This window comes from Bacillus sp. LJBV19 (assembly GCF_017797845.1).
Lineage (GTDB): Bacteria > Bacillota > Bacilli > Bacillales > Bacillaceae > Bacillus > Bacillus velezensis.
Map to the genome: position 1 here is coordinate 3,102,793 of NZ_CP072563.1, position 23,683 is coordinate 3,126,475.

The window sequence follows — 23,683 nt, forward strand, 5'->3', positions numbered from 1 at the left end:
TTGAAACCTCTTTTCTAGCTGAATAGGTCGAGCTGCTTCGGAGCAAGCCCGGTATATGAGATATCTAACATTTCAAGCATCTCAAGTCCGTTATCGGCGGCGTCTCCGCCTGAGTTATTGTTGAAGAGCACATACAGATTGCGCGACTGTTTTTTCAGCTCCTGAAGATTGTTTTTCCAATCTTTGAGCTCCTGTTTGTTATAGCGGTATAAATATCTGACCTCACGCCAGTTTTGTCCGCCGTCTGGTTTGATCCAGCCCTGCTTGTTCCGTCCGTGAAAACGGACAAGCGTTTTTTCTTCATCCGTTGCTTTCAGGACGGTCGGAATGCTGCCCTCGCCGATTTGCGGCTCGTCACATATGCTGTGAATCCAGCCTTCCTCCTTCATAAAGGAAAGCGTCTGCTCGTAAAATGGCGGGGAAAACCAAGACCGGTTGCGGAATTCAAGCGCGCACGGAATATCGCCCATCTGCTGCCTGCACCATCTTAAATATGCGACGTTTTCTTTCTTGCAGTCAAACCACGGCGGGAATTGGAACAGCACCATGGCAAGCTTTCCATGCTCTATATACGGCGATAATGACAGCTTAAACGCCTCAAACATTTCTTCCTTCGATTCAAAGGGAATATCGCCGCGCTGATGGCCCGTCATTCCTTGATATGCCTTAATGACAAATTGAAAAGATTCCGGCGTCTCTTTGACCCATCTTTCATTATTGCGGGCGGGCTGTATCGCGTAAAAGCTCGCGTCCAGCTCAACGATGGGAAAATGGGAGGAATACGCCTGCAGTTTTTGCGGGCCCGCCGTTTTAGGCGGATAGATGCTGTCATGATCCCCCCACCCCGTCAGTCCGATATAAATCACAATCCTTCACCTCTCACTCTAGTTTATCACAGGTGTTTTTCTCTTTCCGTTTCCATGTTTTTTCTGAATGCACTTTTCAGGAACCGGTATTGATGTTCATTGGTGTCCGAAAATGCCTCATCTCTGGAAGAAAGAATGTGCTGATAGACGATCGGCTCTGAAAACTGACCGCTCGTGAAATCATATATCTCCCCGTCTATTCGGTTATAAAAATGCCAGCTTGTGCCGGTTTTTGTTTTGAGAATGTCACCGCCGTAAACATCTTGGATGACTAAAGCCGTCACGCCGCACTGGCCTTTGGCCGGGCAATCTTCCGTCCATTTTGTACTAGTCTTGCGCGACCACGATGCCGTTAATATGTTCAAGATTTGATCATACAATGTGTTTTACTCCTTTTTATAAAAAGATACCACGAGACCCGCTTTCCAAACGACAAAAAAAGCCGATTCTCATCAGAGAATCGGCTCTTTTATTAGAGAAGGCTTCAGGAATGTTCCGAATGCCCCGCTCTGCTTACGACCGCCATCCTGGTACACACAGCGCCCCTTGCTGTAGGTCGCAGCAATTCGGTATGGAAAGGTGCGGCCTTCATACAGGCTTTGCTTATGTTTGGAAAACATCGTTTCTTTTGTGACGGTAAAAGGTTCCGGCCGGACAATGGCAAAATCAGCGTCAAATCCTTCTTCAAGCCGTCCTTTATTCGTTAAACCGAAGCGCTCGGCCGGTGCTTCGGCCGTCCATCGGGCCACATGTTCAAACGGAATCCCATGATCGATCGCTAATTGAATCATGCCGAGAAGCGTAAATTGGCCTCCGCTGATCCCGCCCCACGACAGGAACATATTATCCTCGCGTTTCAAAGACGGATGACAGGGAGAATGATCCGAAGACACCATATCAATCAGGCCCTCAGCCAAAACCCCGATCAATTCCTCTTTATCAGCCTCTGAGCGGAGCGGCGGAGCGCATTTGGCGGCCGCCCCTTTTTTGAGGAAGTCTTCAAAGCTGAATAATAAGTAGTGCGGACACGTTTCAACGGTGACATCCAATCCGTCTTTTTTCGCCTGCTGAATGGAGAGCACGGCCCGTTTCGTGCTGATATGTACAAAATGAAGCGCGCATCCCGTCGCTCTTGCATACTCAATCGCCCGCTGCACAGCCTCGCATTCGGCCTCTTCCGGACGTGAAGAAGCGTAAGCGCGGGCATCAATTTTCCCTTGGAGCGCGTACTCGGCTTCAAGGAATCGGGTGAGGGCGTCGCTTTCTGCGTGCAGAGCCAAAACCTTGCCGCACGCCGCGATTTCCTTCATTCCCTTTAAAAGAGTCCGTTCATCGGCTGATTGAAATTCATCCGTTCCCGATTTAGACAGAAACGCTTTAAACCCGATTGCCCCCGCTTCTGCCATCGGCCGGATATGTTCGGTATATCCGGGCATCAAACCGCCCCAAAGCGCAAAATCAACCGCTGACTTTCGTTCGGCGATTTCCGCCTTTGCCAGCAGGTTTTCAGCAGTTACCGTCGAAGGGATGCAGTTAAGCGGCATATCAAAATAAGACGTACAGCCGCCGGCAGCCAGCATGTTTGAGCCGGTTTCAATGCCTTCCCATTCTTCGCGGCCGGGTTCATTGAAATGCACGTGACAATCGACCGCTCCCGGAAACACATACATGCCGTCCGCCTGCACCACTTGTTCCGCCTTTTCGTCAATGCCGAGCCCGATCAAGGCAATTTTCCCGTCCTTGACGGCGATATCAGCCCGCTCTGTTCCGCCTTTTCGCACAGCTTTCGCACCCTTTACAATTACGTCATAGGCCATTTTATCTTCCTCCCTGTAAGGATGACGATTTTCTGTCAGTTTTTATCACAACATGCGTCTATGATTGCCAGTTTACTGCTACTATGATCGTAATACATCAGCAAAACCGCTATAATTTTTGATGATTTTTATTCATATTAACCAATGGTTGTCTTTAGAACCTGAAAGGAGATTGACTGATGAACATTTATGATGTGATGAAGATTCCCGCTTATGAGCGGGCGGCATTAATCGCAGGCAAGTCCGGCGGCTGGAGGGAGGTTCAGCACGTCAACATGATGGATGCGCCGGACATCGCTGATTTTTTACATAAAAACGAATTGCTCGTCACCACGGCTTACCACTTGAAGGACCGCCCGCAGCTGTTGAAAGATTTGATCCGCCTCATGGCAAAACGGGGCTGCGCGGGACTGGGGATCAAAACGAAACGTTATCTTAATGTCATTCCGAAAGATGCCGCGGAGCTTGCCGACCGGTATGAATTTCCGATTATTGAGCTGCCGGAAGACATCAGGCTCGGAGATATCGTCAACGCCACACTGAGCCATATTCTTGATATGCGTTCAAACGAGCTGCAGCAGGCCATTTACGCCCATAAAAAATTCACAAACCACATCATGAGCGGCAAAGGGCTGCAATCCCTGCTTAAGAAGCTCTCAGACATTCTCCGGCTTCCCGTGCTGCTTTTGGATCAGCATACAAAACTCTTATCATCGTCCCACCGCATACCCATTGACACGTCTTTATTGAAAAACATCTGTTATTCCCTTTCCGGGCCTTATTTCACCTGCTTTTCCATGCTGTCTGACAGAAAGGCGTATTCTGTCCTTCCGATTCTGAATGTTGAAAAAAACTGCGGTTATCTGGTGATTCCGGAGCTGGTGCAGACCGCTGATAAAGGCATGATTTTGACAATTGAACAGGCGGCCAACGTCATTTCCTTTGAACTGCTGAAAGAAAATGCCGTCAAACAATTCGGCAGACGGGCGCGCAATGAATTTTTCAGCAATTTTATCGACCGCTCGTTTACCGGCCATGAAGAAATCAAAAGCCGCGCCAAAGAATTCCGGCTCCGCTGGGATCAGAAATACATGTGCATTTGTGGAAAACTCGACCGAGATGAGAAAACGATCAGCTTTACCGAAAATCAGCTCGTTTCCGATCATGTATTTGATCTGCTTGAAGGGGAGCTGTCATCCTTTCCGTTTCCCCCTCATCTCTTTATTAAAGGAAATGTCGGTATTCTTTTAATTGAAGCGACAGACAGCTGGAATGAAATGCACGCGTCTGTCATCAGCTTTTTGGAGCAGTTTCAAAAGCAGGTCCGGACGCAGTTTAAACGGACTGTCTCCTTCGGCATCTCAAACATATGCCAAAAGCTGATCGACGTCCCTGACGCTTTTACCGAAGCTTCAGACGCCATTTCATCCGGGCATTTGTCCAGAAGCGCGGAGTTTATTCAAATCTATCATGCCAAAGACGTGCCGGAGCTGCTCCGCCTGCTTCCCGCGGAAGATGTGAAGAAGTTTTACGAAGCCACCCTCCAAAGCCTGGCCGACCGGCAAAAGGAGGACCAGAGCCTGCTTCATACGCTGTCTGTTTACCTGGAGACCCACTGCCAGATTTCAGAAACGGCTAAGCGCCTGTACGTCCATCGAAATACGGTGATCTATCGTTTAGAAAAATGCGAGGAACTGCTCGGCAAAAGCTTAAAAGATCCGGAAACGACGATGCGCCTGCGGCTCGCGCTGAGAATGCAGCGGCTGATCGGTTAAGAAATAGTTAGAGACAGGGATGCGGGTGTTCTCCCGCATCCTATTTAAGGGGAATTCATTCAGCTACATTCTCAAAATGCTGCCATCAAAATCTGCTTCCGTTGATATCGTCAGCCGTTAGTTATGATTTTCAGCAGACTCTAATCTAAACTAAAAAAGCCTTTCCCGAAGAAAAGGCGTAAGTCGTTCAAGTTTGAAGGCGATCTGAAGCAGTTTGAAAGGTATCATGTGTTTTTCCCACTGTGTTCACACCCAATCCGCATATCAAAGATAACGACAGACCCATAATAATGAAGATGCTTTTTTTCATACTGGCACTCTCCTTCTTAGGTTTGATTACGATCAGACGAAACTTGATATGATCCATCAAGTGAAACAGCCGATGTTGCTAGACCGACCCCTGACATTAAAACGACAGCCGACACAATGATAAATACGCCTTTTCTAAAATTCATACAGGCATTCTCCCCTCTGAATTTGTTTTTGCGTTTGAATCATTTTTTGATGATAAAAATAAGATTTGTCATATTGCTTTGACTCTGCATAAACAGCAGCCGTATCAAGAGCAATATCTTCTACATACGAATAGTTTTTATTTTTCTCAAGGTAATCAATTGTTTTTTTAATTCCCATTTGGTCTATTGCATTAATATATAAAGCCTCCAAATATTTTTGCAGAGATTCAAACAGCTTATCTCCTTGAAATATCGCTGATGAAAGTCCCTTTTTGCTGATTTGAATCGCCTCGCTTGTTTTCCCTTGTTTAAATAGAAGCTTTGCGTATGTAAACAAGGAATGCGGAAGGTTACCCAATTTATACTTTTCAGATATCTCCGCTGCTTTTTTTAAGTAGATTTCAGCTTTATTGTATTCTTCTAAGTCTCCGTAATTCTTTCCTATGTTGTAATAAGCAGAACTGAGCAGCCTTTCATTATTGTTTACTTGTTTCGACAACTCTAAAGCTTTCTCTAAATGCGGCAAGCTTTTTTCATAACGTTTAAAGTCTACATAGTTCCCTGATATGACAAATAGACATTGAATTTTCCGGACCTTATACAACTCATACTGATCGTAAATATCGAGCGCTTGCTTTACGTGATGCATGGAGACGTGGCTTTGTTTCATACCGTAATATGCTTCAGCCAGTTTAAAATGAAACTCCGCTCTCTCAATTTCATCATGCACATGAACGAGTTGTTTTTCAGCCTCTTTATAAAAGCCGATCGCCTTTACATACTGCTTTTGATCAAATTCATACATGCCGCGGAAAAATAAAGAATAATAGAACAGCAGGCCGGAAATTCCTTTATTTGATGCTTCGATTTTTTCCAGCAGCTCGTCAATTGTCGGTCTCACACGGGTAGTCACCGGTTCTAAATAATCCAGCATAAGCTGATGGCGGAATTTCATGAGGGTGTAGTAAATCAGTAGATACTCGTCTTCTTCCATCTCATTGATTTCTTGTTCCACTTCCGCTTTCAAAATCTCCGCATCCGGAACACTGAACTGACGTATCATTTTGTACCATTCATTAATCTTAACGCCAACCTCCGATGATGGTAAAACAGAACTCACAAGGCCACTCCTCCTTTTATATCATATTCTAACATTTCCAAAATTATGTATGTCCGCAATAAAACCGCAAAATTTCATTCGTCTTGATCATAAATCTTAGTTTGAGTTTTAAGTCTACAACAAAAAAAGCAGGCCTTATGCAGCCTGCTTTTTTTTGAGAAATTTATCTAAGATGAATATAAATAATGTGAATAATAGAGACATCATCAACATGTCCAGTATAGTTGCATTAGAATTTTCTTTTACTAAGAAGAACCAGAGAAGCTGTAAAACGAAAGAAATCACAAAATACAATATGTACCTAATACTATTCATGTCAATCCATCCCTTCAATGATCCTTATTGTCCTATACAGCGTACACTGAACCATGCTGGAATCTCCCGGTAATGATGAGTAAATATATGCAGAATGAACTGGAGCTGATCTAATCACCTAAACTTATTTTAAAATTTCAAAACGTGCAATTTCCCACTCTTTGTTTGCTTTCAGCGGGATTGTTTTTACCTTTTTGCCTGATTTCAAATCATAAGACGTGATGTCTCCAAGCTTCTTATCGCGCTGGATATCAAAGTTTTTGATTAAAACATACATCTCTCTATCAGTGAATTGAACATCATTCATTAATTTGTTATCATCCCCCGCATAAAAATTGAAAGAGTTTTTCTTAACCATTTTTTTATCAAATATCTGCAGCTTCCCATCAAAAGAAACGGCTAAGACTTTATCTTTTACTATTTTCAATTTTGCAGGATGAAACCCTTTCTCCATCTCGACTTCTTTTTTTACCTTTAGCGTCTCTCTGTCTATTAATATGAGCTTAGAATTCTCTTTCTCATTCACGTTATCATTAACTGCCAGTACAAATGTATTTTCATCTAGAGCTTGGAACGCATCCTTTTCATCCATGAAGTATATCCCTTTATTCGGTATGGATGCCTTGTTCTCTTGCTTATTTGTCTCTGGGTTAATTGAAAGGATGGACATACTTTCTTCATCACTTGAAATGACATAAATTTTATTTTTAGCGACGATTGCTGATCCAAGTTCTCCGTCAAGCTTTATTTGTTTCTTGTTTTTTCGGCTGTTTTCCTTCCAATATACCAATTCACTCTCCAGCCCTTTGTCTGTATATCCAACGTTAATGTCATGGATGATATAACCGTCAGAACTATTTATAAAGAAAGCACCTTCATCCTCAGTTGTTTTTGACAAACTCTTTTCATTTATTGTGTTTATTGTTCCGGTTTTATTGTCTATCATCAAGTGATTATTGCTTCTATTTGATGAGAAGTACGTATCGTTTTTGTTATGTGAAGACATCGTAAAATTTATACCATCTTTCAATTCCAAGCTATCCATTTTAGTACCATCTTCACTGTAAACCCCAATCTCACTTCCCCTATCTAAAGTGTTAGAAAAACCAACAATAAATTTTGCATTGTCAATATCCTTTAATACAGTCTTTTGATTGCTGCTTCTTTCCTCTTTTTCATTCCCAGTTGGGATGAGACCGCAAGAGGTTGTGACGATCAGTATGCAAATGAAAATAAACAGGGTTTTAAGTCTATTCATTTTTTTCCTCCCTATGAGATAGCAAAAAGCCTCCGGATACCCGGAGGCTTTTGATTCTTATCCTTGCTGCGTGAACGGCCGGGTCTGTGTCTTTTTGCCCCAGCCAAGCGCGGCCAGAAAACTGATGGCGAGAATGGCCGCTCCCAGCATATACGGAAATTCCATATTTACATCAAAGAGAAAACCGGCAGCAGACGGTCCGGCGATATTCGCTAAGCTGATGAATGAGGTATTCATCCCTCCGGCAAACCCCTGCTGGTCACCGGCAAGCTTCGACAGCATCGTATTAACCGCCGGCCGGAGCAGCGATGTCAGCGTCAGAAAAAAGATTGCCGCGGCAAAAACAGTCCAATATGAACCAGCAAACCGGCACCACACAAGTCCTGCAGCCGCCCCGATCAACGTCACGTTAATGACGCGTTTTTCCCCGAACTTGCGGACGAGATAACTGACGCCGACCGCCTGCACAAACACGCCGATGAGACCCGCAGCCGTAATAATAAAGGCAATATCAGAGGCTTTAAATCCGTGTTTATGGTCAACGTAAAGGCCGAAAACCGATTCAAAGTTCATAATTCCGAAGTTCAGCACAAAAACCAGAATCAGCATAAACGCGAACGGCGATTTGAGCGCGCGTGACATTTGCTTAAACAGATGCTCACGTTTTTCCGTTTTTGCCCGGGCTTCCATCTGCTTTTCACGTCCCAGCGTTTCAGGCAGAAAGAAAAATGAAAGCACTGTTGAAAAGCAGGCAAGACTTGCAGACACGATGAACGGCACAGACATGCCGTAATGAACCAAATAGCCTCCGACACCGGGCCCGATGACGACACCGAGCGTCATCGCCGCGCTGAACAGCCCCATTCCTTTCCCGCGTTCTTCTTCGGTCGTAATATCCGCTATGTAAGCGAACATTGACGGCATTAAAAACGCCGCGCCCATTCCGCCCAAAAGGCGGGATGCGAACAATTGCCAGAGGCTTCCGGCAAAGGCGAAGATCAATTGTGACACGGCAAAGGCGGCGATGCCGAAAATAATCAGTTTCCGCCGTCCGTATTTGTCGGTTATTTCCCCGGCAATAGGCGCAAATAAAAGCTGTGTAAGCCCCGCCGCCGCAACAAGCAGACCCATCGTGCTGCCCGTCGCTCCGAATTCGGTAATATATGCGGGCATAATCGGAATAATCAATCCGATTCCAAGCATCGCAATAAACATATTCAGCATTAAAATTGACAATCGGCCCATGTACGCCATGATTTCTTACCTTCTCCCCAGACAAACAGATGATCATTCCATATTTGTCATTTTTTATACCATCCAGTATAACGGGGAAAAGGGAAAAAAGTCCAGATGATTTCAATCTCGTTTTCATGTCTCATGACAGCACACCGGTTTCAGCCGGCAGATCATATATGTTAAGGGCCGCCTGCAGCGCTTCCCCGGCTTTAACGGCAACACCGTGTCTGATCAGAACCGCTTCAAGTCCGGACAGCACAAACAGCACATTTTCCTTTCTGCAGCTGTAGCCCATCGTTCCGATTCGCCAAATTTTCCCCTGCAGCGGACCGAACGAGCTGGCGATTTCAATTCCGAATTGAGACAAGAGCATCTTTCTGATCGATTCGCCGTCTGCTTCCGGCGGAATCTGCACACATGTGACGACAGGCAGCTTCGCCTCCGGATCGCCGAATAAATCAAGGCCCATCGCTGCAAGTCCCGCCGTAAGCGCTTTTTCATGACGCTGATGCCTGCGGAACCGTTCTTCAAGTCCTTCTTCCAGGACAAGACGCACACCTTCCCGCAGCGCATAAAGCATTGCTGTCGCTTCTGTATGGTGATTCAGCCTTCTTTCACTCCAATAATCTTCGAGCTGGCTCAGATCAAAATAGTTGCTCGTAATGGGCCGATGACCGGACAGCATTTTGCCGTCAGCCGCCGTTGCAATGCCCCGTTCTACCTTTTTACGCGCGGCAATGACAGCTGCCGTCCGGTCATTATAAGTAATCGGCGCCATTCCGGAAGGGACCGATAGGCATTTTTGCGTTCCCCCGATGACTGCGTCAATCTTCCATTCATCCGTTTTTACGGCGCAGCCTCCGATCGTGGCCACGGCATCCACGATAAAGAGTGCGTCTTGGGCGCGGCACGCTTCCCCGATTTCTTTCAGCGGGTGAATCCGCCCCGTTGATGTTTCTCCGTGCACCATAGCGACGATTTTCGGGGAAATCTTTTTCATCTCGCTGATAATCTCGTCAGGCCGGAAGACCGTTCCCCATTCACGCTCGATCGTATGAACGTCCGCTCCGTACCGCTCGGCGATTTCAGTCAGCAGATATCCGAAGCGTCCGTATATCGGAACGAGCACGCTGTCGCCCGGTTCTATCACACTTGCGAGAACAGCCTCAATCCCCGCTCTTGATGTGCCGTCAATCGGATAGGCCCAGCGGTTTTCCGTTTGAAACAATTCACGGAGCATTTGCATCGTTTCGTTCATGATGCCGGTAAATGCCGGGTCAAACTGGCCGATGATCGGAGCGCCCATCGCCCTCAGCACTCTCGGTTCAGCTTCTGTCGGTCCCGGTGTCATAATGGTTCTTTGCGGAATGCACAATTCTTTTCTGGTCGGCACGCCGATTCCCCCTTTACGTTAATAGGCAAGTTTATGTAATACATTCGCCAGCGTAAGGACGCCGGTTTCAAGCTGATGTGCGGGTGTGAATTCAAGCGGCGAGTGGCTGATCCCGCCACGGCTCGGCACAAACAGCATGCAGGCCGGAAAGGTTCTGCCGAGCATCTGGGCGTCATGTCCCGCTCCGCTTACGATCTTCTCCGGGTCCGCCCCCTGCTCTTTTGCAGCCTCCGCTGCGGTTCGCGTCAGTTTCTGATCCATTTGAACCGGCTCTATCCTCATATATTCATCAATAACAGGTCTGACTCCTTTGCTGCGGCTGATGTTTTCAACAATCGACACCAGTTTCTGATGGAAGGCTGCCAGCACGTCTTCCTGCCGGTGGCGAATATCAATTGAAAACTGGATACGGCCCGGAATGACATTCGCCATATTCGGCTCAACCGTCATTTTCCCGCACGTCAGGCGGAGCTCTTCCGGCTGTCTTTCCGCTGAAAGCATCAGTTCGTGGATGATGCTGCTTCCCGCCGCGAGCGGGTCTTTCCGCCATTTCATCGAAGTGGTGCCGGCATGGTTGCATTCACCGTCAAGCGTAACGGTATAGCGTCTCTGTCCGGCAATCCCGGTGACAATCCCGATATCCTTTCCTGATCGTTCAAGCGTTTGCCCCTGTTCAATATGAATTTCCAGAAAGGCTTTGATATCAGTGCGCAGCGGTGCTGGATAACGGCCTGCACCGAAGCCGTTCTGCCTCATGGCTTCTTTCAGAGAAATGCCGGATACGTCTTTCGGCGTTTCCGCATCTGAAAGCGAGAAAGCACCGGTGATATTGCCTGAGCCCCAATAGGTGATGGGAAAACGGCTCCCTTCCTCTTCACAGAGCGACACAGCCTCCAGCGTTTTTTTCGGACGCCCGCACGTCTCATGCAAATGCCGGATCGCCAGCATGCCCGCCAGCACGCCGAACGCACCGTCATATTTGCCGCCGTCAATAACAGTGTCAATATGCGACCCGGTCAGAATCACCTCATCAGGCGATTCTGTGCCATTCAGCCGGCCGTACACGTTACCGACATCGTCAAATGCCGTTTCCAGCCCGAACGCCTCCATTTTCTTTTTGACGGCAAGCTGGGCGTCCATCCATTCTTTCGTATATAAAAGCCTCGTCACTCCGCCGGAAGCGGAAGCGCCGAATTGAGACAGCCATTGTATGTCATCGGAAATCCCGATATTCGCCGCCGAAAGCTGCTGATGTTCCATACACGCCCTCCTTTTAAACTGAAAAACTGACAAGATGATCTTCATTATAGAAGGAGCGCATAACGAGTTCATTATCATATCTTCCAAAAAATCAATGATTTTCCGGATACTTTGACCAATAAGCCGAAGGAACCATTTTTCAAAAAAGATAGAATATTAGATTTATTTTTTGGATAATAGAGGTAAAGGAGGGCAAGTCATGACAAAAAAACTTTGGTTTCTGCCGATTGTCTGCCTGTTTTTCATTTTTGGATGGGCCGCGCCGTCAGCCTCTGCGGGCGCGCCGGCTGACACGAATCTGTACAGCCGGATGGCGGTTTCAACTGCCGGCGGCACAACTCTTTTTCCGCAAACTGCCTCAGCTGTCATCACTCCGTCTGCGGATACGGACACATATTACAAAGAAGCTTCCGGAAAAAGCGGAACGGCCTTAAAGAGCGCCCTGCACCGCATCATCAGCGGACATACAAAGCTGTCTTACAGCCAAGTATGGAATGCATTGAAGGAAACTGACGAAGATCCGGCAAATCCGAACAATGTCATCTTGCTCTACACCCAAGAATCACGGGCCAAAAGTAAAAACGGCGGCAGCGTCGGGGACTGGAACCGTGAACACGTATGGGCAAAGTCACACGGAAACTTCGGAACAGCTGCCGGCCCCGGGACGGACATTCATCATCTGCGCCCTGCAGACGTCCAGGTGAACAGTGCCAGAGGAAACATGGATTTTGATAACGGCGGCTCAGAATACCCGAAAGCGCCGGGCAATTATTACGACGGTGATTCCTGGGAACCGCGCGATGAGGTCAAAGGAGACGTCGCCCGCATGCTGTTTTACATGGCGGTTCGTTATGAAGGAGAAGACGGGTATCCCGACCTTGAGCTGAATGATAAAACCGGAAACGGCTCAGCTCCTTACATGGGAAAACTGTCCGTTTTGCTCAAATGGAATCAACAAGACCCCGTCGACAGTAAGGAAAAACGGCGGAACGAAATCATTTACGAAGACTATCAGCATAACCGCAATCCGTTTATCGACCATCCGGAATGGGCGGACGAAATCTGGTAATCGTATCATAAGAAGTGATAAGGGAGCCCAGATCATCAGGCTCCCTTTTTCAATATACGGCGTTTTCAGTGTCGGCATCAAAAAAGACGGCCCGGTTCATATTGACCTCAAGCAGAATGGCATCGCCGGGTTTCACCTGTGAAGCGCCGTCAAGACGGATCGTCATGCGGTCACCTCCGCTCACCGCATGAACGTACATCTCCGCGCCTAAGTTTTCACATACTTCCGCCACAGCGCGGCACACCGCTTCAGGCGGGTGCTCTGATTGTCCCGCAAGCTTCAAATGCTCCGGACGCAGCCCCGCAATCATCTCCTTACCGCTGTATCCTTTCTGCACAAGAACGGCCGCTTTTTCTTTCGGAATGGGCAGACGAACGGACGAACCGGCAAAATACCATTGCCCGTGACTTTCTTCAATGACGCCTTTTATAAAATTCATACTCGGAGAACCGATAAAACCCGCCACAAACATATTCGCCGGATAATGATAAATCTCATGGGGGCTTGCGGCCTGCTGAATATCTCCTTCATTCATCACGACAATCCGGTCGCCCATTGTCATCGCTTCCGTCTGATCATGCGTCACATAAACGATGGTCGCTTTCAAACGCTGATGGAGCTTGCTGATTTCGGCGCGCATCGTCACTCGCAATTTCGCATCTAAGTTGGAAAGCGGCTCGTCCATCAGAAACACTTTCGGCTCCCGCACGATCGACCGGCCGAGCGCAACCCGCTGCCGCTGCCCGCCTGAGAGAGCCTTCGGTTTCCGCTTGAGCAGATGCCCGATTTCCAAAATATCAGCGGCCGTCCGGACTCGCTCTGCGATTTCTTTTTTCGGCAGCTTTCTGAGCTTCAAACCGAACGCCATATTGTCAAACACCGTCATGTGGGGATACAGCGCGTAATTCTGAAAAACCATCGCGATATCACGATCCTTCGGGGGCAGATCGTTTACCGCGTCTCCGTCGATATAAAGCTTCCCCTCAGAAATGCTCTCCAGTCCGGCAATCATTCTGAGTGTCGTAGATTTGCCGCAGCCGGAGGGACCGACAAGCACCAGCAGCTCCTCATCTTTTACATCTAAGTGAAAATCCTTCACTGCCGCCGATTGGGCGCCGTATGTTTTTTTGATATGGTCAAATGTTAATGATGCCATTCGAAACCTCCTCCAATACTGGAAACCGCCACATCTTTCTGTTATGTTAAAAATGTTCGGGGTTTCTGACAGATTCATAAATGAAAAGCAAATTTGTATTATAACGTCATAATACATATAATAGTACTACTACTTGACAAAGGAGGTCCGTCCCATTGTTAAATAACGGGAGCTCGAAACCTTTATATATTCAGCTGAAACAAATTATCGCGGACGATATCAAGAAGGGCGTTTATTCGCCGTCCGTAAAACTGCCGACTGAAAATGAGCTGTGCGAAACGTACAACGTCAGCCGCATAACGGTCAGGAAGGCCATCCTTGATCTTGTGGAAGAAGGCTGGCTCGTCCGGCAGCAGGGAAAGGGAACGTTCGTTAAAAGCCCTAAACTGAAGCGGGAGCTCATCGCGGTCAACGGCTACTCTGAATTTATGGAATCAACGGGGAAAAAACCGAAACACCAGATCCTTTCCCATGAAATCATTGAAGCGCCTAAATCCATCGCCCAAAAACTTCGCGTCGCTTCCGAAAGTCCCGTTCTTGAATTAAAACGCATTTTATTTCACGACGACCAGCCGCTCTCATTCGAAATCGCCCACTATCCGCTCAGTTTATTTCCCGACATCGGCAAGCATATTAAAGGCGGCGTGTCGATGCATGACATTTTGAAACAGCACTATCAGGTGGTGCCAACCCATAATACGAAGCTGTTAAATGTCGTATACGCCAAGCAGGAAGAAAGCCGCTATCTGGCTTGTGATATCGGGGATGCGCTTTTTGAAATTGACAAAACCGCTTTTATGTCAAAAGACCAGCCGATATACAGCTCGCTGTTTGTAATGCATACCGACCGCGTCACGTTTACCATTAACAGTCCCTATGCGTAACAAGTATAAAAAACGAGACAATGCTTATCGTATTCTCGTTTTTTCACTGCTTTTCCCGCCGCCCGGCCTGTAGGGATGCCCGTAACCGAACGCTCCGAACCCTCCGCATGTTTTGGCAGCCGTCCCGGCGGCCGCAGTAAGCGCTCGCCGAATATCCTGGTGCTCGAAGAAATCGGTAAGAAACCCGGCGATAAAAGAATCACCCGCGCCCAATGTATCTATTATATCAGCTCTTACCACCGGCTGATGATAGACGCGTTCCCCATCCGATAACACCGCGCCATATTCCCCCCTTGTCAGACAGACGATTTTCGCTCCGAAACCGCGGGCTTTTTCGGCAAGCCGCACACATTCACTTTCACTCAAATCACTCCCGGAAAAAAACGCATACGTCACGTACGGACAGACTGCTTCTAAATAGGCTTCGTCACGTTTTACAGAGAAGTCAAAGGAAATCGGCGCATGGCCGCTCAGCATCGGGAGGTCACGTTCTATCCTGCTGTATACGCTCGTATGCAGCAAATCATGTCCGGCGATAAATGAGATGTCATTCTCCTGAAAAGCGAGCGTCAGACGCGATTGCACGCCGCCTTTATTTGATCCGGCAAATATCCTGTCCCCTCTTTCATCAAGCGTGACGACCGCCATCCCGTTTTCTCCGTATGCCCGGCGGATCAGATCGGCATTCACCTTTTCCAATTTCAGCACATTCAATACGTGATCCGCCGCTTCATCACTGCCGAGAATCCCGATATAAGAAGTTTCGTGGCCTAAGCGCCGGGCAAGCACGGCTACGTTTAACGCATTTCCGCCCGGGTAAAACGTCTCCTGATCCTGATAATAATCTACTACATTATCTCCGGCCGCTATCAGTTTCATCTTTTCATCCTCCTTATCCTTTCACGCTTCCCGCTGCAATGCCGCGGATAAAATATCTCTGCATCAATAAAAACAACGCGATGATCGGAGCAGCAGAAATCGTCAGCCCGGCCAGCAGCACGCCCCAATCCGTCTGCAGCGCATCTCTGAACTGCATCAGCCCGGCCGGAATCGTCCGTAAATTTTCATCATCGATAAAAATAATCGCAAACATAAACTCATTCCATGTATGGTAAGCCGTCAAAATGCCTGATGTCACCAGAATCGGCACGCTCATAGGTAAGAATATTCTGAAAAATATTCCGAAACTTGTACATCCATCCAGATAGGCAGCTTCCTCAAGCTCTTTGGAAATCGACAAAAAATAGGAACGGATCAGAATCACGGTAAACGGAATACGGTAGGCGGCGTACGGAAGAATCAATGCCCAATACGTATTGTACAGTCCCAATGACTGGATAATGGAGTACAGCGGCACAAGACTGACCTGCGGCGTCAGCATCAAGCCGCCAAGACAAATGATCAGCACAAACCCTTTTCCTTTAAATTGAAAACGGGCCAGCCCGTATGCCGCCCAGGCGCTCACAAATACGGTGATGAGACAAGTCAGCACGGTCACAATGACGCTGTTCATAAAATAAGCGGAAATCCCTTGGTTCCATGCGGATACGAAGTTTTCGGGATGCCAGACAGAGGGCAGCGACCAGCTGTGCTCAAAAATCTCATCCGAGCTTTTAAAGGCGCTGACCGCCATCCATAACAGCGGATAAGCAACGGCAATGAGGTAGATAAAGAGAAACAGCCACACAGACGTTTCCCCGACATACCATTTTCTCGGTTTTCCGCCTGTTCTGACGGCCTGACGGGCATGACGCAAGTCTGTCTTTTCAGGAAGCATCGGCTACTCCTCCTTTCCGGTCTTAAAGAATTTCATCTGAATAAGCGACAGAGCAAGCGTCAGCAAAAGCACCACCGTCGCGATCGCAGAAGCGTAGCCCATCATATCCTTTGTAAAAGCGCTCTTATACAAAAATGTGCTCAGCACTTCTGAAGCATTGCCCGGCCCTCCGCCGGTCAGAATATACGGTTCATTAAATACGGTAAATGCGCCGGTCAGCGTCATCACCACGGCAACAAACGACATTTCTTTCGTCTGCGGCACCGTAATGTGAAAAAACTGCTGGATTTTTCCGGCTCCGTCCAGCTGCGCCGATTCATATAATTCAGCGGGAATGCTCTGAATCGAGACAATGTACAGCATGGCGATGTAACCGACAGACTGCCATTGAGACACAAAAATGACAGACAGCATAGCGGTGTTTTCATCGCCCAGCCACGCCCGGGTCAGTTCATCAAGTCCGACGGCTTCCAGCAGCTGATTCAAAAGCCCGATTTCCGGGTTATAAATAAAATCAAACAACAGCGCAATAACGGTCATGGAAATAACGACCGGAAGAAAAAAGACCGTGCGGAAAAACGGCGACCATTTTCTTACCAATCTGTCTTCCAGCACGGCCGCCAGAATTAAGCCGCCGCCAACCTGGCAAATCAGCGATATGACCGCATACAGCACATTGTTGCGGAGTGCTGTAAAAAACACGGGATCGTGAAACAGGTCAATATAATTTTTCAAACCGATAAACGTCTTTTCGGGTTGAAATGAGCTCCATTCAAACAGACTGAAAAACACATTCTCAATAATCGGAATGTAAACGAACAGCAGAAAAATCAGCGCGGGCGCGAGAAACAGATACGGAATGAAACGTTTTCGGCTGACCAAGGAAATCCTCATCTCCTTTCTCCAAAGAAATCTGTTCTATTCAGATGACGCTCTGACCTGACGCGCCGCTTTCTGCACGGAATTCATCACCTCGCGCGGTGTCATTGTGCCGCCGAGCATCTGCTGAACGCCTGCCGCATACACATCGGCGATTTCAACGTCAACGTCCATATCAAACCACGGCACCATTGATTCGGCGCGGACGATATCCTGTACGGCTTCGCGCTGGATCGGGGTGGAATTGTTTTCTGTCGCCGTTCCTTGAACCGCGCTGTATTTACCGACGTCTTTTATCAGCTTCTCTCCCATTTTTTTCGAGGTTAAAAACTGAAGAAATTCCATGGCTTCTTTCGGGTGCTTCGTTTTTGAGGAAATCATAAATCCTTCCGGAGATCCGGTCAGTGCACGGGGAGATCCCTTTTCGCCGCTGATTTTCGGGAAAGGAAACAAGCCCAGATTGACCGGTTCGACGAGCTTAATTTCTGCCGTTTCCGCATAAATCATCGCCGCTTTTCCGCTTGTAAACTGCTGGCGCACGTATTCGTGATCAACGGAGTTCACGTGCTTTGTAAAGTACGGCAGCAGTTCCTGAAGCTTTTCAAGCGCTTTGACATAGCCTTCGTCCGTAAACTCCCCGGTTTCCGGGCTGTAATCCTTCGCCCGCGTTTTTTCATCCACCATACGCTGGTTCAGCGTCCCGATATAATGAGAAATGGTCCAAGGCGCTTTTGTGCCGAAACTGATCGGAATATATCCGTTCTCTTTCAATTTCTCAGAGACTGTGATCAGTTCATCCCATGTCGCCGGGGGCTTCAAATGTAATGTATGAAAAATGTCCTTATTATAAAAGAATGATTTAGCGTCCATTTGCCACGGAACGCCGTACTGTTTTCCGTCATGCGTAAAGGGTTTGATTTGTGACTGCACAAGCTGTGAGGACCACTCTTTATCCTGCTGATAGTAAGACGACAGATCGAGGGCTTTATCTCCTTTGATGAATTTATAAGCAAACCGGTCGCTCCATGAAAAGAAAATATCAGGGGGGCTCGTTGTTCCGAGCATGACTTTCACCTTGTCTTTATAAGAATCGTTTAAGACCGCTTCCGTTTGGATATGAATATCCGGATGAGCGGCTTCAAATTCTTTGACCGCTTCTTCAAAATAGCTTTTTTCCGGCTCCTTCGGCCACCTGTGAAAAAACTTCAAGGTCACTTTTCCGTCAGAGGAACTGCTTTGGGTTGAACAGGCGGCGGCTGACAGACATACGGCTAACAGAACGAACAGGCAGATGAGCTTTTTCAGATGCTTTTCCTCCTTTGTCACCGGACTATAACGTTATATATCATTATAGTCCGGTGAAATATAATGCGCGTTCTTAATATTCGACTTTCCACATGTAACGCCGCTGGCTTAACGGATGGTTCCTTGCTTCCGCCAGCGCATCCGCATAGCTTCTGAGCACCCGGTTTAATACGAGTGGAGCCAGATAGCCTTTTACAGAATCGTCAATTCCGGAAAAATCATATGCTGCCGCATCAAGCACAGTCAGTTTTTTGCCGTATCTTTTTGAGAAGGAAAGCGCCCGCTCTTCAAGGGGTCTTGTTTCGTCTAAGCCGAGCAGGATAATAAATGGAACGGATTCATCAATGATTTCGAACGGTCCGTGAAAATATTCTCCGGCATGAATGGCGTGGGAATGAATCCATTGCATTTCCATGAGAATGCAGATGCTGTAGGAGTAAGCGACGCCGTAGTTCGCACCGCTTGCCATCGTGTAAATGATATCTTCTTTTTCGTGGGCTTTCGCGAATGCCTTTGCGTGATCCGCTTCTTGTTTAAGCGCTTTGTCATATACGGTCTGGAGCTTATTGAGTCCGTCGATCGCCTGCTCAAACGCGGGATGGTTTTCCAGCACGTGTAAAGCGCCGAACACGATTTGATACAGAACCCCGTAATTCGTATTTATCGCCTGTGCGTTCTCACCCCAGTCATAAACCGCGACATATTCGGCTTCTTTCGCTAACGGCGAATCAGGCTCATAGGTCATCGCAATCGTAAGCGCGCCTTTTTTTCTGGCGAAACCGGCGGCTTTCACCGTTTCCGGCGTATTGCCTGAATGAGAACATAAAATCACGAGAGAGTTCTCTCCGAGCTGAACGGGATTGCGCTGAATAAATTCATTTGAACTGTAGAGATCAGAGCTGATGGCTTTCGCCTCTCTGTCAAACACGTACTTGCTCGGATACATAATGGCTGAAGAACCCCCGCAAGCGACGAAAAAGACGTGGTCAATCGTTTTTCCTTTCAGATCATCCAAGAAAGCCTGAACCTTGTGATTCACTTGTGCGGCAGTTTGACTCAAATCCTTCACTCCTCAGTGTTTTATTATATAACGTTATATAACATTATATAACGTTATATTAATCGCAACAAAGGTGCGTTGTCAATCGTATTTTCTGAAATTTCTAAAATATAAAATAAACCCGCCTTATTTCCCGCCCTCTCTTGACCTGACCCTTAGAGACACGTTTAGAATGAAAAGCAGGGAGTGATTCAGAATGAATATAAAAGAAGCCGCCAGACAGACGGGTCTCACGAAAAAAGCCATCAAATATTATGAGCAGGAAGGTTTAATCACCGTCAGCAAAAACCCTGATAACGGATACCGTGAGTATTCCGCTCAGAACGTGAATACACTGAAAATGATTGCCGCCCTCCGAATGCTGGCACTGTCTGTAAGCGATATTAAAGCGTTCCTCTTAGAGGGCAGCAGTCTGCATGATATACTGCGCCAGCAGCATCAAAAGCTCAGCCGGCAGATTGAAGAGCTTGAGCAGGAACGGAAACTGACTGAAATGCTGATCAAGCGCGTGGAAGATGCGGAAAATGTCGATTCCATTCTGCATGATATCGGCGAGGTCAAAATAGATGAACCGAAGTATATGGGACTTCAGCTGAAAAAACTGTTCCCGGGAGATTTCGGAGAATTTATCGCCGCGCTGTTTGAACCGTTCCTCGACTTTTCTATTGATACAGATGAGAAAAAAGCGATATGGGCGGAGCTTATTAAAGTATTGGATGATATGGAAGAAGTTCCGGCTGCACACCCGATGATGCAGCTGGTCGGCAAGGAAGATCCGGCTCAGCTCCAGCAACACAAAGTCCAGCATGACCAATTTATCGAGCGGATTTTGGAGAGAGACCCTGCCACTTGGGACACTCATAAAAACATCATCATTCAGCTTGTGAAAAGAGTGCAGACAGATGAAGAATACAGAGAAAGCCTGATCAAGGTCGGAGAATCCGCTTCTGATCTGCCCGCGCTGAAGGCGGGATCGCCTTTCAGCAATCTTCTTCAAAAGCTCAGCCCGAAATATGACACGTACGTGCGACTTCAGCTTGAACTGAAAAAAGAAGCCGACGAGGAACTCGGCTTTGATTCAGAAGCATATTTAAAACAGATGCTTCAATCAAAAAAACGCTAAGGTTCGTCTCCTTAGCGTTTTCTTTCTTCAGCCTCAGTGCTGCGCGTTAATGCGGTCAACGACATTAGCGATGAGCTGCTCTTTTCCTAAGTCGGAATCTTCGTCAACGCTTGCTACTGTCAAAATGATGGCCGCTACCGCAAGAGCGATCGTCTCAATGGCGGCCGCCGCGTTTAAAAATACCCATACAGCCGTTGCGCATTGGCCGATGGCCGTTGATTTTCCTTTGTCCATGCTCTTTTTGTCAAACTCTTCTTTCAGCACTTTCGCCATAATCTGCGAACCTTGATCAATGACGCTGTTCACTTTCTCATAATCGCCGCTGTAGACCGCCGCTTTCAACTCTTTAAAATAATCCGGCGATGACTTTTTAATATCAGCGATCACCTGATCGGAAACTTGCTTTAATTCATCCTGATCAATCTTTTTGACAGCCTTGGTATCCCATACTTCAGGAAGGAGCTTTGCGACCTCACCTTGTCCGAAAAAGATGCCGGAAAAAATGTCTTCACCCGAATAAGAGACGGATGGCTCAGTTTTCGCCGCGGCATGCGGGCCGACTAATGCAACCATTAAAACAAACACCAGCATCATGGCAGCTGCGGACTTCTTGCTTTTAACCATATAATTTCCTCCTTTTCCTTTTATTGAAAAAATTGTATCTGATAAAAAGGGGATTGTAATGGTTCAAAGCTACTGTTTTCTCTGCCGGCACCAAAAACAGGACCAAAATACCAGCCACCGTAATGGAAAACGAGGTAAGCCCCAGCATAACGGCAAAGATTTCGTGCATAAAAATGGATATAAACAATATCAGACGCCAATATGTTTTCGGAGCGAACAAAGCGCAGAACATAATGGTTTGCACAATAAGCGTGCCCCAAGTCGGGATGATGACAAGCTTGGACTGCAGGATAAAGTCAAACAGACCGTGAAGCGCATCCGGCAGACCCAGCATCGGATCGTTCAAATAGTAATAAACGGCAGTTCCGTTCTGCCACTCTTCTTCCATCAGTTTGGCAATGACGGAGTTAAAATACAGCATTGCGACCTGTATTCTGATGATTGTCAGCGTCGCCCAGCACAAGGAGCGGTAATAAGGCTCAAGCGGCCTTTTCTCAAAAGACGCCTCGTACGGAGACCAGTGCCATTTCCGCGGATCGGTTAACGTCAGCGGGAGCAGCAGCAGTGTAAAAACGGCAGCCACCTGATCTCCTCCGTCAAGGGTAACGGCGGAGTTTTGGAAGCTGTACGAAATCCACCAGTGAAAAAAACCGGTGATTCGCGGCCGCCAGCCAATGACGACAAGGATTAACATACAGATACAAACGGCTTTGACGATCTCAATGTAACGGAAATCGGGAAACAGCAGAAACAGGCTGAACGTGTCGGAAAAGCTGAGCATTTGATTTTGCGTTTTGAAGAAGACAGATGCCGGATTGAACAGCAATGTCAGCAGCGTGCCGAGCGCGATTAAGCTTCTGGCAAGCCCGTACACATTTGTCCAAGGCGGATTCTTCATCATCCATAAGGTGAGCTGCTTTTTTGCATCCTGAATCAATTGACATCCACTCCGATGTATTTTTTGATGGTTCTTTTCGTTTCGGTATGCTGGCTCCATGCCCACGGGGTAATGCGTTCATATGTAATGATCATTTTCCCTTTCAGCCTTGGGGAGGGGGACTCATTTTTCATTTTCAAAAATGTGGTATCCTTAAAGTCTTGGCCAGCCGAAAAGTCATTCCACTTCTCTTTGGAAGGCAGCTTTTCCAGCATAAGGCCGAGCTCTATCCCTTGCGTCCGCCCGTAGCGGTTTAAGCCGATCACATTTTTCAGAGAATTATTCGGCCATCTGAGCTCCTCATCGGCATCAAGAAGATAGATGTTCAAGCTGTCTTCTCTCGGATCTTTACTGAAAAATCCCCAGCTTTGCGGATAAATCATGGAAACGGTTTTGGATTGATGCTTGGTTAATTGGATGGCGGAGCTTGGCAGTGCCGCGATGACGGTAAAAAACAAAACGATGATCCAGGCGGCCATGATAAAAAGAAAGAATGAAAACATGCTGGTTTGCTTCTTGTCAGTCAATTGAAACCCTCCTAGCGTATGGAAATTTCATTGACATGATTATACACCAATCAACAGTTAAAATATTGATAAATTAGATTTTTCGAACTAATATACTATTATATGTAAAAAAGGAGTGTTCATATGTTTTTGATGAATGATAAGGTGCTGTGGGGAGCTGTGGTTCTCGCCTTTATTCTGTCGATTGTGTTTTATCCGTTTCTTCCTGCTGATATGGCCATTCACTATGACGTGTCAAACCGTCCGAATACATCAATCAATAAAACGGCCGGCGTCCTGATTTTTCCTGTGCTCATGATGATCTGCATGTTATTCAGAAAAAAGGTCGTCCAGCTATTCCTCGTCGTTTACTGTCTGCTGATCGTGCATATTGCCGTGATGTGGCTGGCACTGTAAACATAAAGAAAACCGGAGCCCTTAAGCTCCGGTTTTTCTTATTTATAAAATACTTTCTCAATGTTGTATTTCGACTGAAGGGTATTGATCGCGTACGTTTCGTAAATCTCCCTTTCCATCGGATCATTTACGACACATACTTCAATTTTATACACTTCGTCCCTGTGATGTTTAACAGGCGACACATTGTCTTCAAAATGCTTTTTGATTCTTTGTCTTAATTTACGGGCTTTCCCGACAAACAGCAGCTCATCATGAATGTTATAAAACATAAATATGCCGCCTTTGTCTCTCGGAATTTGGTGAAAATCAATGAAACCGTAAATCGCTTTAATCGCCGGTTCATTCTCCGACGGTGACTGCTGACGTTCCGTAATGGTTACATCAGGAGCAGGAAGGTTTATTTTTATCAAATGGGTCACGTCCTCTTATTCATTAAAGCTCCATCCTA

At 47.0% G+C, this 23,683-nt stretch carries 22 protein-coding genes and 1 pseudogene; 5 read left to right on the plus strand and 18 right to left on the minus strand.

All coding sequences use genetic code 11. The features are described 5' to 3' along the window. Positions 1–14 precede the first annotated feature (14 nt). The 3 genes from J6600_RS15095 to J6600_RS15105 form a co-directional block, all read right to left on the minus strand. Positions 15–866: a DUF72 domain-containing protein gene (locus tag J6600_RS15095; protein WP_014418802.1), complete on the minus strand. Its 852-nt coding sequence runs from the start codon at positions 864–866 to the stop codon at positions 15–17. 26 nt (positions 867–892) lie between these two features. Then, the gene (locus tag J6600_RS15100) at positions 893–1,246 is read right to left on the minus strand and encodes a YunG family protein (RefSeq protein WP_007408736.1); all 354 of its coding nucleotides are present in this window, start codon (positions 1,244–1,246) and stop codon (positions 893–895) included. Between the two features lie 72 nt (positions 1,247–1,318). Then, on the minus strand, positions 1,319–2,683 hold the full coding sequence (locus tag J6600_RS15105) for an allantoinase (protein WP_209387561.1): 1,365 nt from the start codon (positions 2,681–2,683) through the stop codon (positions 1,319–1,321). Between the two features lie 179 nt (positions 2,684–2,862). On the opposite strand from J6600_RS15105, the gene J6600_RS15110 reads away from it, so the two are divergent. Further along, the gene (locus J6600_RS15110; protein WP_209387562.1) at positions 2,863–4,458 is read left to right on the plus strand and encodes a PucR family transcriptional regulator; all 1,596 of its coding nucleotides are present in this window, start codon (positions 2,863–2,865) and stop codon (positions 4,456–4,458) included. Between the two features lie 444 nt (positions 4,459–4,902). Here the strand turns inward: J6600_RS15110 and J6600_RS15115 are convergent, their stop codons facing one another. The 5 genes from J6600_RS15115 to allC all read right to left on the minus strand — a co-directional run bounded on the left by J6600_RS15115 (position 4,903) and on the right by allC (position 11,495). After that, complete coding sequence (locus J6600_RS15115) at positions 4,903–6,033, minus strand: response regulator aspartate phosphatase (RefSeq protein WP_110124335.1); 1,131 nt, start codon at positions 6,031–6,033, stop codon at positions 4,903–4,905. Positions 6,034–6,472: 439 nt separating this feature from the next. Next, entirely contained in the window at positions 6,473–7,606 is a 1,134-nt protein-coding gene (locus tag J6600_RS15120; protein WP_121984696.1) for a hypothetical protein, read from the minus strand. 57 nt (positions 7,607–7,663) lie between these two features. Further along, complete coding sequence (locus J6600_RS15125; RefSeq protein WP_209387563.1) at positions 7,664–8,860, minus strand: MFS transporter; 1,197 nt, start codon at positions 8,858–8,860, stop codon at positions 7,664–7,666. A gap of 121 nt (positions 8,861–8,981) precedes the next feature. After that, positions 8,982–10,193, minus strand: a complete 1,212-nt coding sequence (locus J6600_RS15130; protein ID WP_481748180.1) for a pyridoxal-phosphate-dependent aminotransferase family protein — start codon at positions 10,191–10,193, stop codon at positions 8,982–8,984. 60 nt (positions 10,194–10,253) lie between these two features. After that, entirely contained in the window at positions 10,254–11,495 is a 1,242-nt protein-coding gene (gene allC / locus J6600_RS15135; RefSeq protein WP_209387565.1) for an allantoate deiminase, read from the minus strand. Positions 11,496–11,694: 199 nt separating this feature from the next. On the opposite strand from allC, the gene J6600_RS15140 reads away from it, so the two are divergent. Then, entirely contained in the window at positions 11,695–12,564 is an 870-nt protein-coding gene (locus J6600_RS15140; protein ID WP_032876691.1) for an endonuclease I family protein, read from the plus strand. A 49-nt stretch (positions 12,565–12,613) separates the two neighbouring features. Here J6600_RS15140 and J6600_RS15145 read toward each other — a convergent pair whose 3' ends face one another. After that, the gene (locus J6600_RS15145; protein WP_209387566.1) at positions 12,614–13,720 is read right to left on the minus strand and encodes an ABC transporter ATP-binding protein; all 1,107 of its coding nucleotides are present in this window, start codon (positions 13,718–13,720) and stop codon (positions 12,614–12,616) included. Positions 13,721–13,875: 155 nt separating this feature from the next. On the opposite strand from J6600_RS15145, the gene frlR reads away from it, so the two are divergent. Continuing rightward, on the plus strand, positions 13,876–14,604 hold the full coding sequence (frlR, locus tag J6600_RS15150) for a transcriptional regulator FrlR (protein WP_007613583.1): 729 nt from the start codon (positions 13,876–13,878) through the stop codon (positions 14,602–14,604). A 24-nt stretch (positions 14,605–14,628) separates the two neighbouring features. On the opposite strand, the gene J6600_RS15155 is transcribed toward frlR, so the two are convergent. The 5 genes from J6600_RS15155 to J6600_RS15175 all read right to left on the minus strand — a co-directional run bounded on the left by J6600_RS15155 (position 14,629) and on the right by J6600_RS15175 (position 19,625). Then, complete coding sequence (locus tag J6600_RS15155; protein ID WP_029973611.1) at positions 14,629–15,483, minus strand: PfkB family carbohydrate kinase; 855 nt, start codon at positions 15,481–15,483, stop codon at positions 14,629–14,631. A 13-nt stretch (positions 15,484–15,496) separates the two neighbouring features. Then, positions 15,497–16,381, minus strand: a complete 885-nt coding sequence (locus tag J6600_RS15160; RefSeq protein ID WP_003151895.1) for a carbohydrate ABC transporter permease — start codon at positions 16,379–16,381, stop codon at positions 15,497–15,499. A 3-nt stretch (positions 16,382–16,384) separates the two neighbouring features. Next, positions 16,385–17,275, minus strand: a complete 891-nt coding sequence (locus J6600_RS15165) for a carbohydrate ABC transporter permease (protein WP_012118373.1) — start codon at positions 17,273–17,275, stop codon at positions 16,385–16,387. Between the two features lie 24 nt (positions 17,276–17,299). Next, positions 17,300–18,565, minus strand: a complete 1,266-nt coding sequence (locus J6600_RS15170) for an ABC transporter substrate-binding protein (RefSeq protein ID WP_209388360.1) — start codon at positions 18,563–18,565, stop codon at positions 17,300–17,302. 73 nt (positions 18,566–18,638) lie between these two features. After that, positions 18,639–19,625 (minus strand): SIS domain-containing protein, encoded by a 987-nt coding sequence (locus tag J6600_RS15175; protein ID WP_014418814.1) that lies wholly within the window; start codon positions 19,623–19,625, stop codon positions 18,639–18,641. 196 nt (positions 19,626–19,821) lie between these two features. Between J6600_RS15175 and J6600_RS15180 the strand changes: the two genes are divergently transcribed. Next, positions 19,822–20,748 carry a MerR family transcriptional regulator gene (locus J6600_RS15180; RefSeq protein WP_209387567.1) on the plus strand — a complete coding sequence of 309 codons (927 nt, stop codon included), beginning with the start codon at positions 19,822–19,824 and terminating at the stop codon, positions 20,746–20,748. 33 nt (positions 20,749–20,781) lie between these two features. On the opposite strand, the gene J6600_RS15185 is transcribed toward J6600_RS15180, so the two are convergent. From J6600_RS15185 to J6600_RS15195, 3 genes and pseudogenes are all read right to left on the minus strand, one after another. Then, positions 20,782–21,372, minus strand: coding sequence for a sporulation delaying protein family toxin (locus tag J6600_RS15185; RefSeq protein WP_007410098.1), 591 nt, complete (start codon positions 21,370–21,372; stop codon positions 20,782–20,784). A gap of 84 nt (positions 21,373–21,456) precedes the next feature. Continuing rightward, a pseudogene (locus J6600_RS15190) lies at positions 21,457–22,273 on the minus strand (sporulation-delaying protein SdpB family protein); the annotation flags it as partial. Between the two features lie 32 nt (positions 22,274–22,305). Further along, positions 22,306–22,836, minus strand: a complete 531-nt coding sequence (locus J6600_RS15195) for an SdpA family antimicrobial peptide system protein (protein ID WP_017418969.1) — start codon at positions 22,834–22,836, stop codon at positions 22,306–22,308. A 123-nt stretch (positions 22,837–22,959) separates the two neighbouring features. Between J6600_RS15195 and J6600_RS15200 the strand changes: the two genes are divergently transcribed. Then, the gene (locus J6600_RS15200) at positions 22,960–23,232 is read left to right on the plus strand and encodes a DUF1648 domain-containing protein (protein ID WP_007410095.1); all 273 of its coding nucleotides are present in this window, start codon (positions 22,960–22,962) and stop codon (positions 23,230–23,232) included. A gap of 38 nt (positions 23,233–23,270) precedes the next feature. Here the strand turns inward: J6600_RS15200 and J6600_RS15205 are convergent, their stop codons facing one another. Next, entirely contained in the window at positions 23,271–23,645 is a 375-nt protein-coding gene (locus J6600_RS15205) for a nucleotide excision repair endonuclease (RefSeq protein ID WP_007410094.1), read from the minus strand. Positions 23,646–23,683 lie beyond the last annotated feature (38 nt).

Bases quoted from the DNA above. Each gene is read 5' to 3' on its own strand.
- J6600_RS15105 (WP_209387561.1), bottom strand. From the start codon at position 2,683: ATGGCCTATGACGTAATTGTAAAGGGTGCGAAAGCTGTGCGAAAAGGC.
- J6600_RS15110 (WP_209387562.1), top strand. From the start codon at position 2,863: ATGAACATTTATGATGTGATGAAGATTCCCGCTTATGAGCGGGCGGCA.
- J6600_RS15120 (WP_121984696.1), bottom strand. From the start codon at position 7,606: ATGAATAGACTTAAAACCCTGTTTATTTTCATTTGCATACTGATCGTC.
- J6600_RS15125 (WP_209387563.1), bottom strand. From the start codon at position 8,860: ATGGCGTACATGGGCCGATTGTCAATTTTAATGCTGAATATGTTTATT.
- J6600_RS15130 (WP_481748180.1), bottom strand. From the start codon at position 10,193: ATGACACCGGGACCGACAGAAGCTGAACCGAGAGTGCTGAGGGCGATG.
- allC (WP_209387565.1), bottom strand. From the start codon at position 11,495: ATGGAACATCAGCAGCTTTCGGCGGCGAATATCGGGATTTCCGATGAC.
- J6600_RS15140 (WP_032876691.1), top strand. From the start codon at position 11,695: ATGACAAAAAAACTTTGGTTTCTGCCGATTGTCTGCCTGTTTTTCATT.
- J6600_RS15145 (WP_209387566.1), bottom strand. From the start codon at position 13,720: ATGGCATCATTAACATTTGACCATATCAAAAAAACATACGGCGCCCAA.
- J6600_RS15155 (WP_029973611.1), bottom strand. From the start codon at position 15,483: ATGAAACTGATAGCGGCCGGAGATAATGTAGTAGATTATTATCAGGAT.
- J6600_RS15160 (WP_003151895.1), bottom strand. From the start codon at position 16,381: ATGCTTCCTGAAAAGACAGACTTGCGTCATGCCCGTCAGGCCGTCAGA.
- J6600_RS15165 (WP_012118373.1), bottom strand. From the start codon at position 17,275: ATGAGGATTTCCTTGGTCAGCCGAAAACGTTTCATTCCGTATCTGTTT.
- J6600_RS15180 (WP_209387567.1), top strand. From the start codon at position 19,822: ATGAATATAAAAGAAGCCGCCAGACAGACGGGTCTCACGAAAAAAGCC.
- J6600_RS15185 (WP_007410098.1), bottom strand. From the start codon at position 21,372: ATGGTTAAAAGCAAGAAGTCCGCAGCTGCCATGATGCTGGTGTTTGTT.
- J6600_RS15200 (WP_007410095.1), top strand. From the start codon at position 22,960: ATGTTTTTGATGAATGATAAGGTGCTGTGGGGAGCTGTGGTTCTCGCC.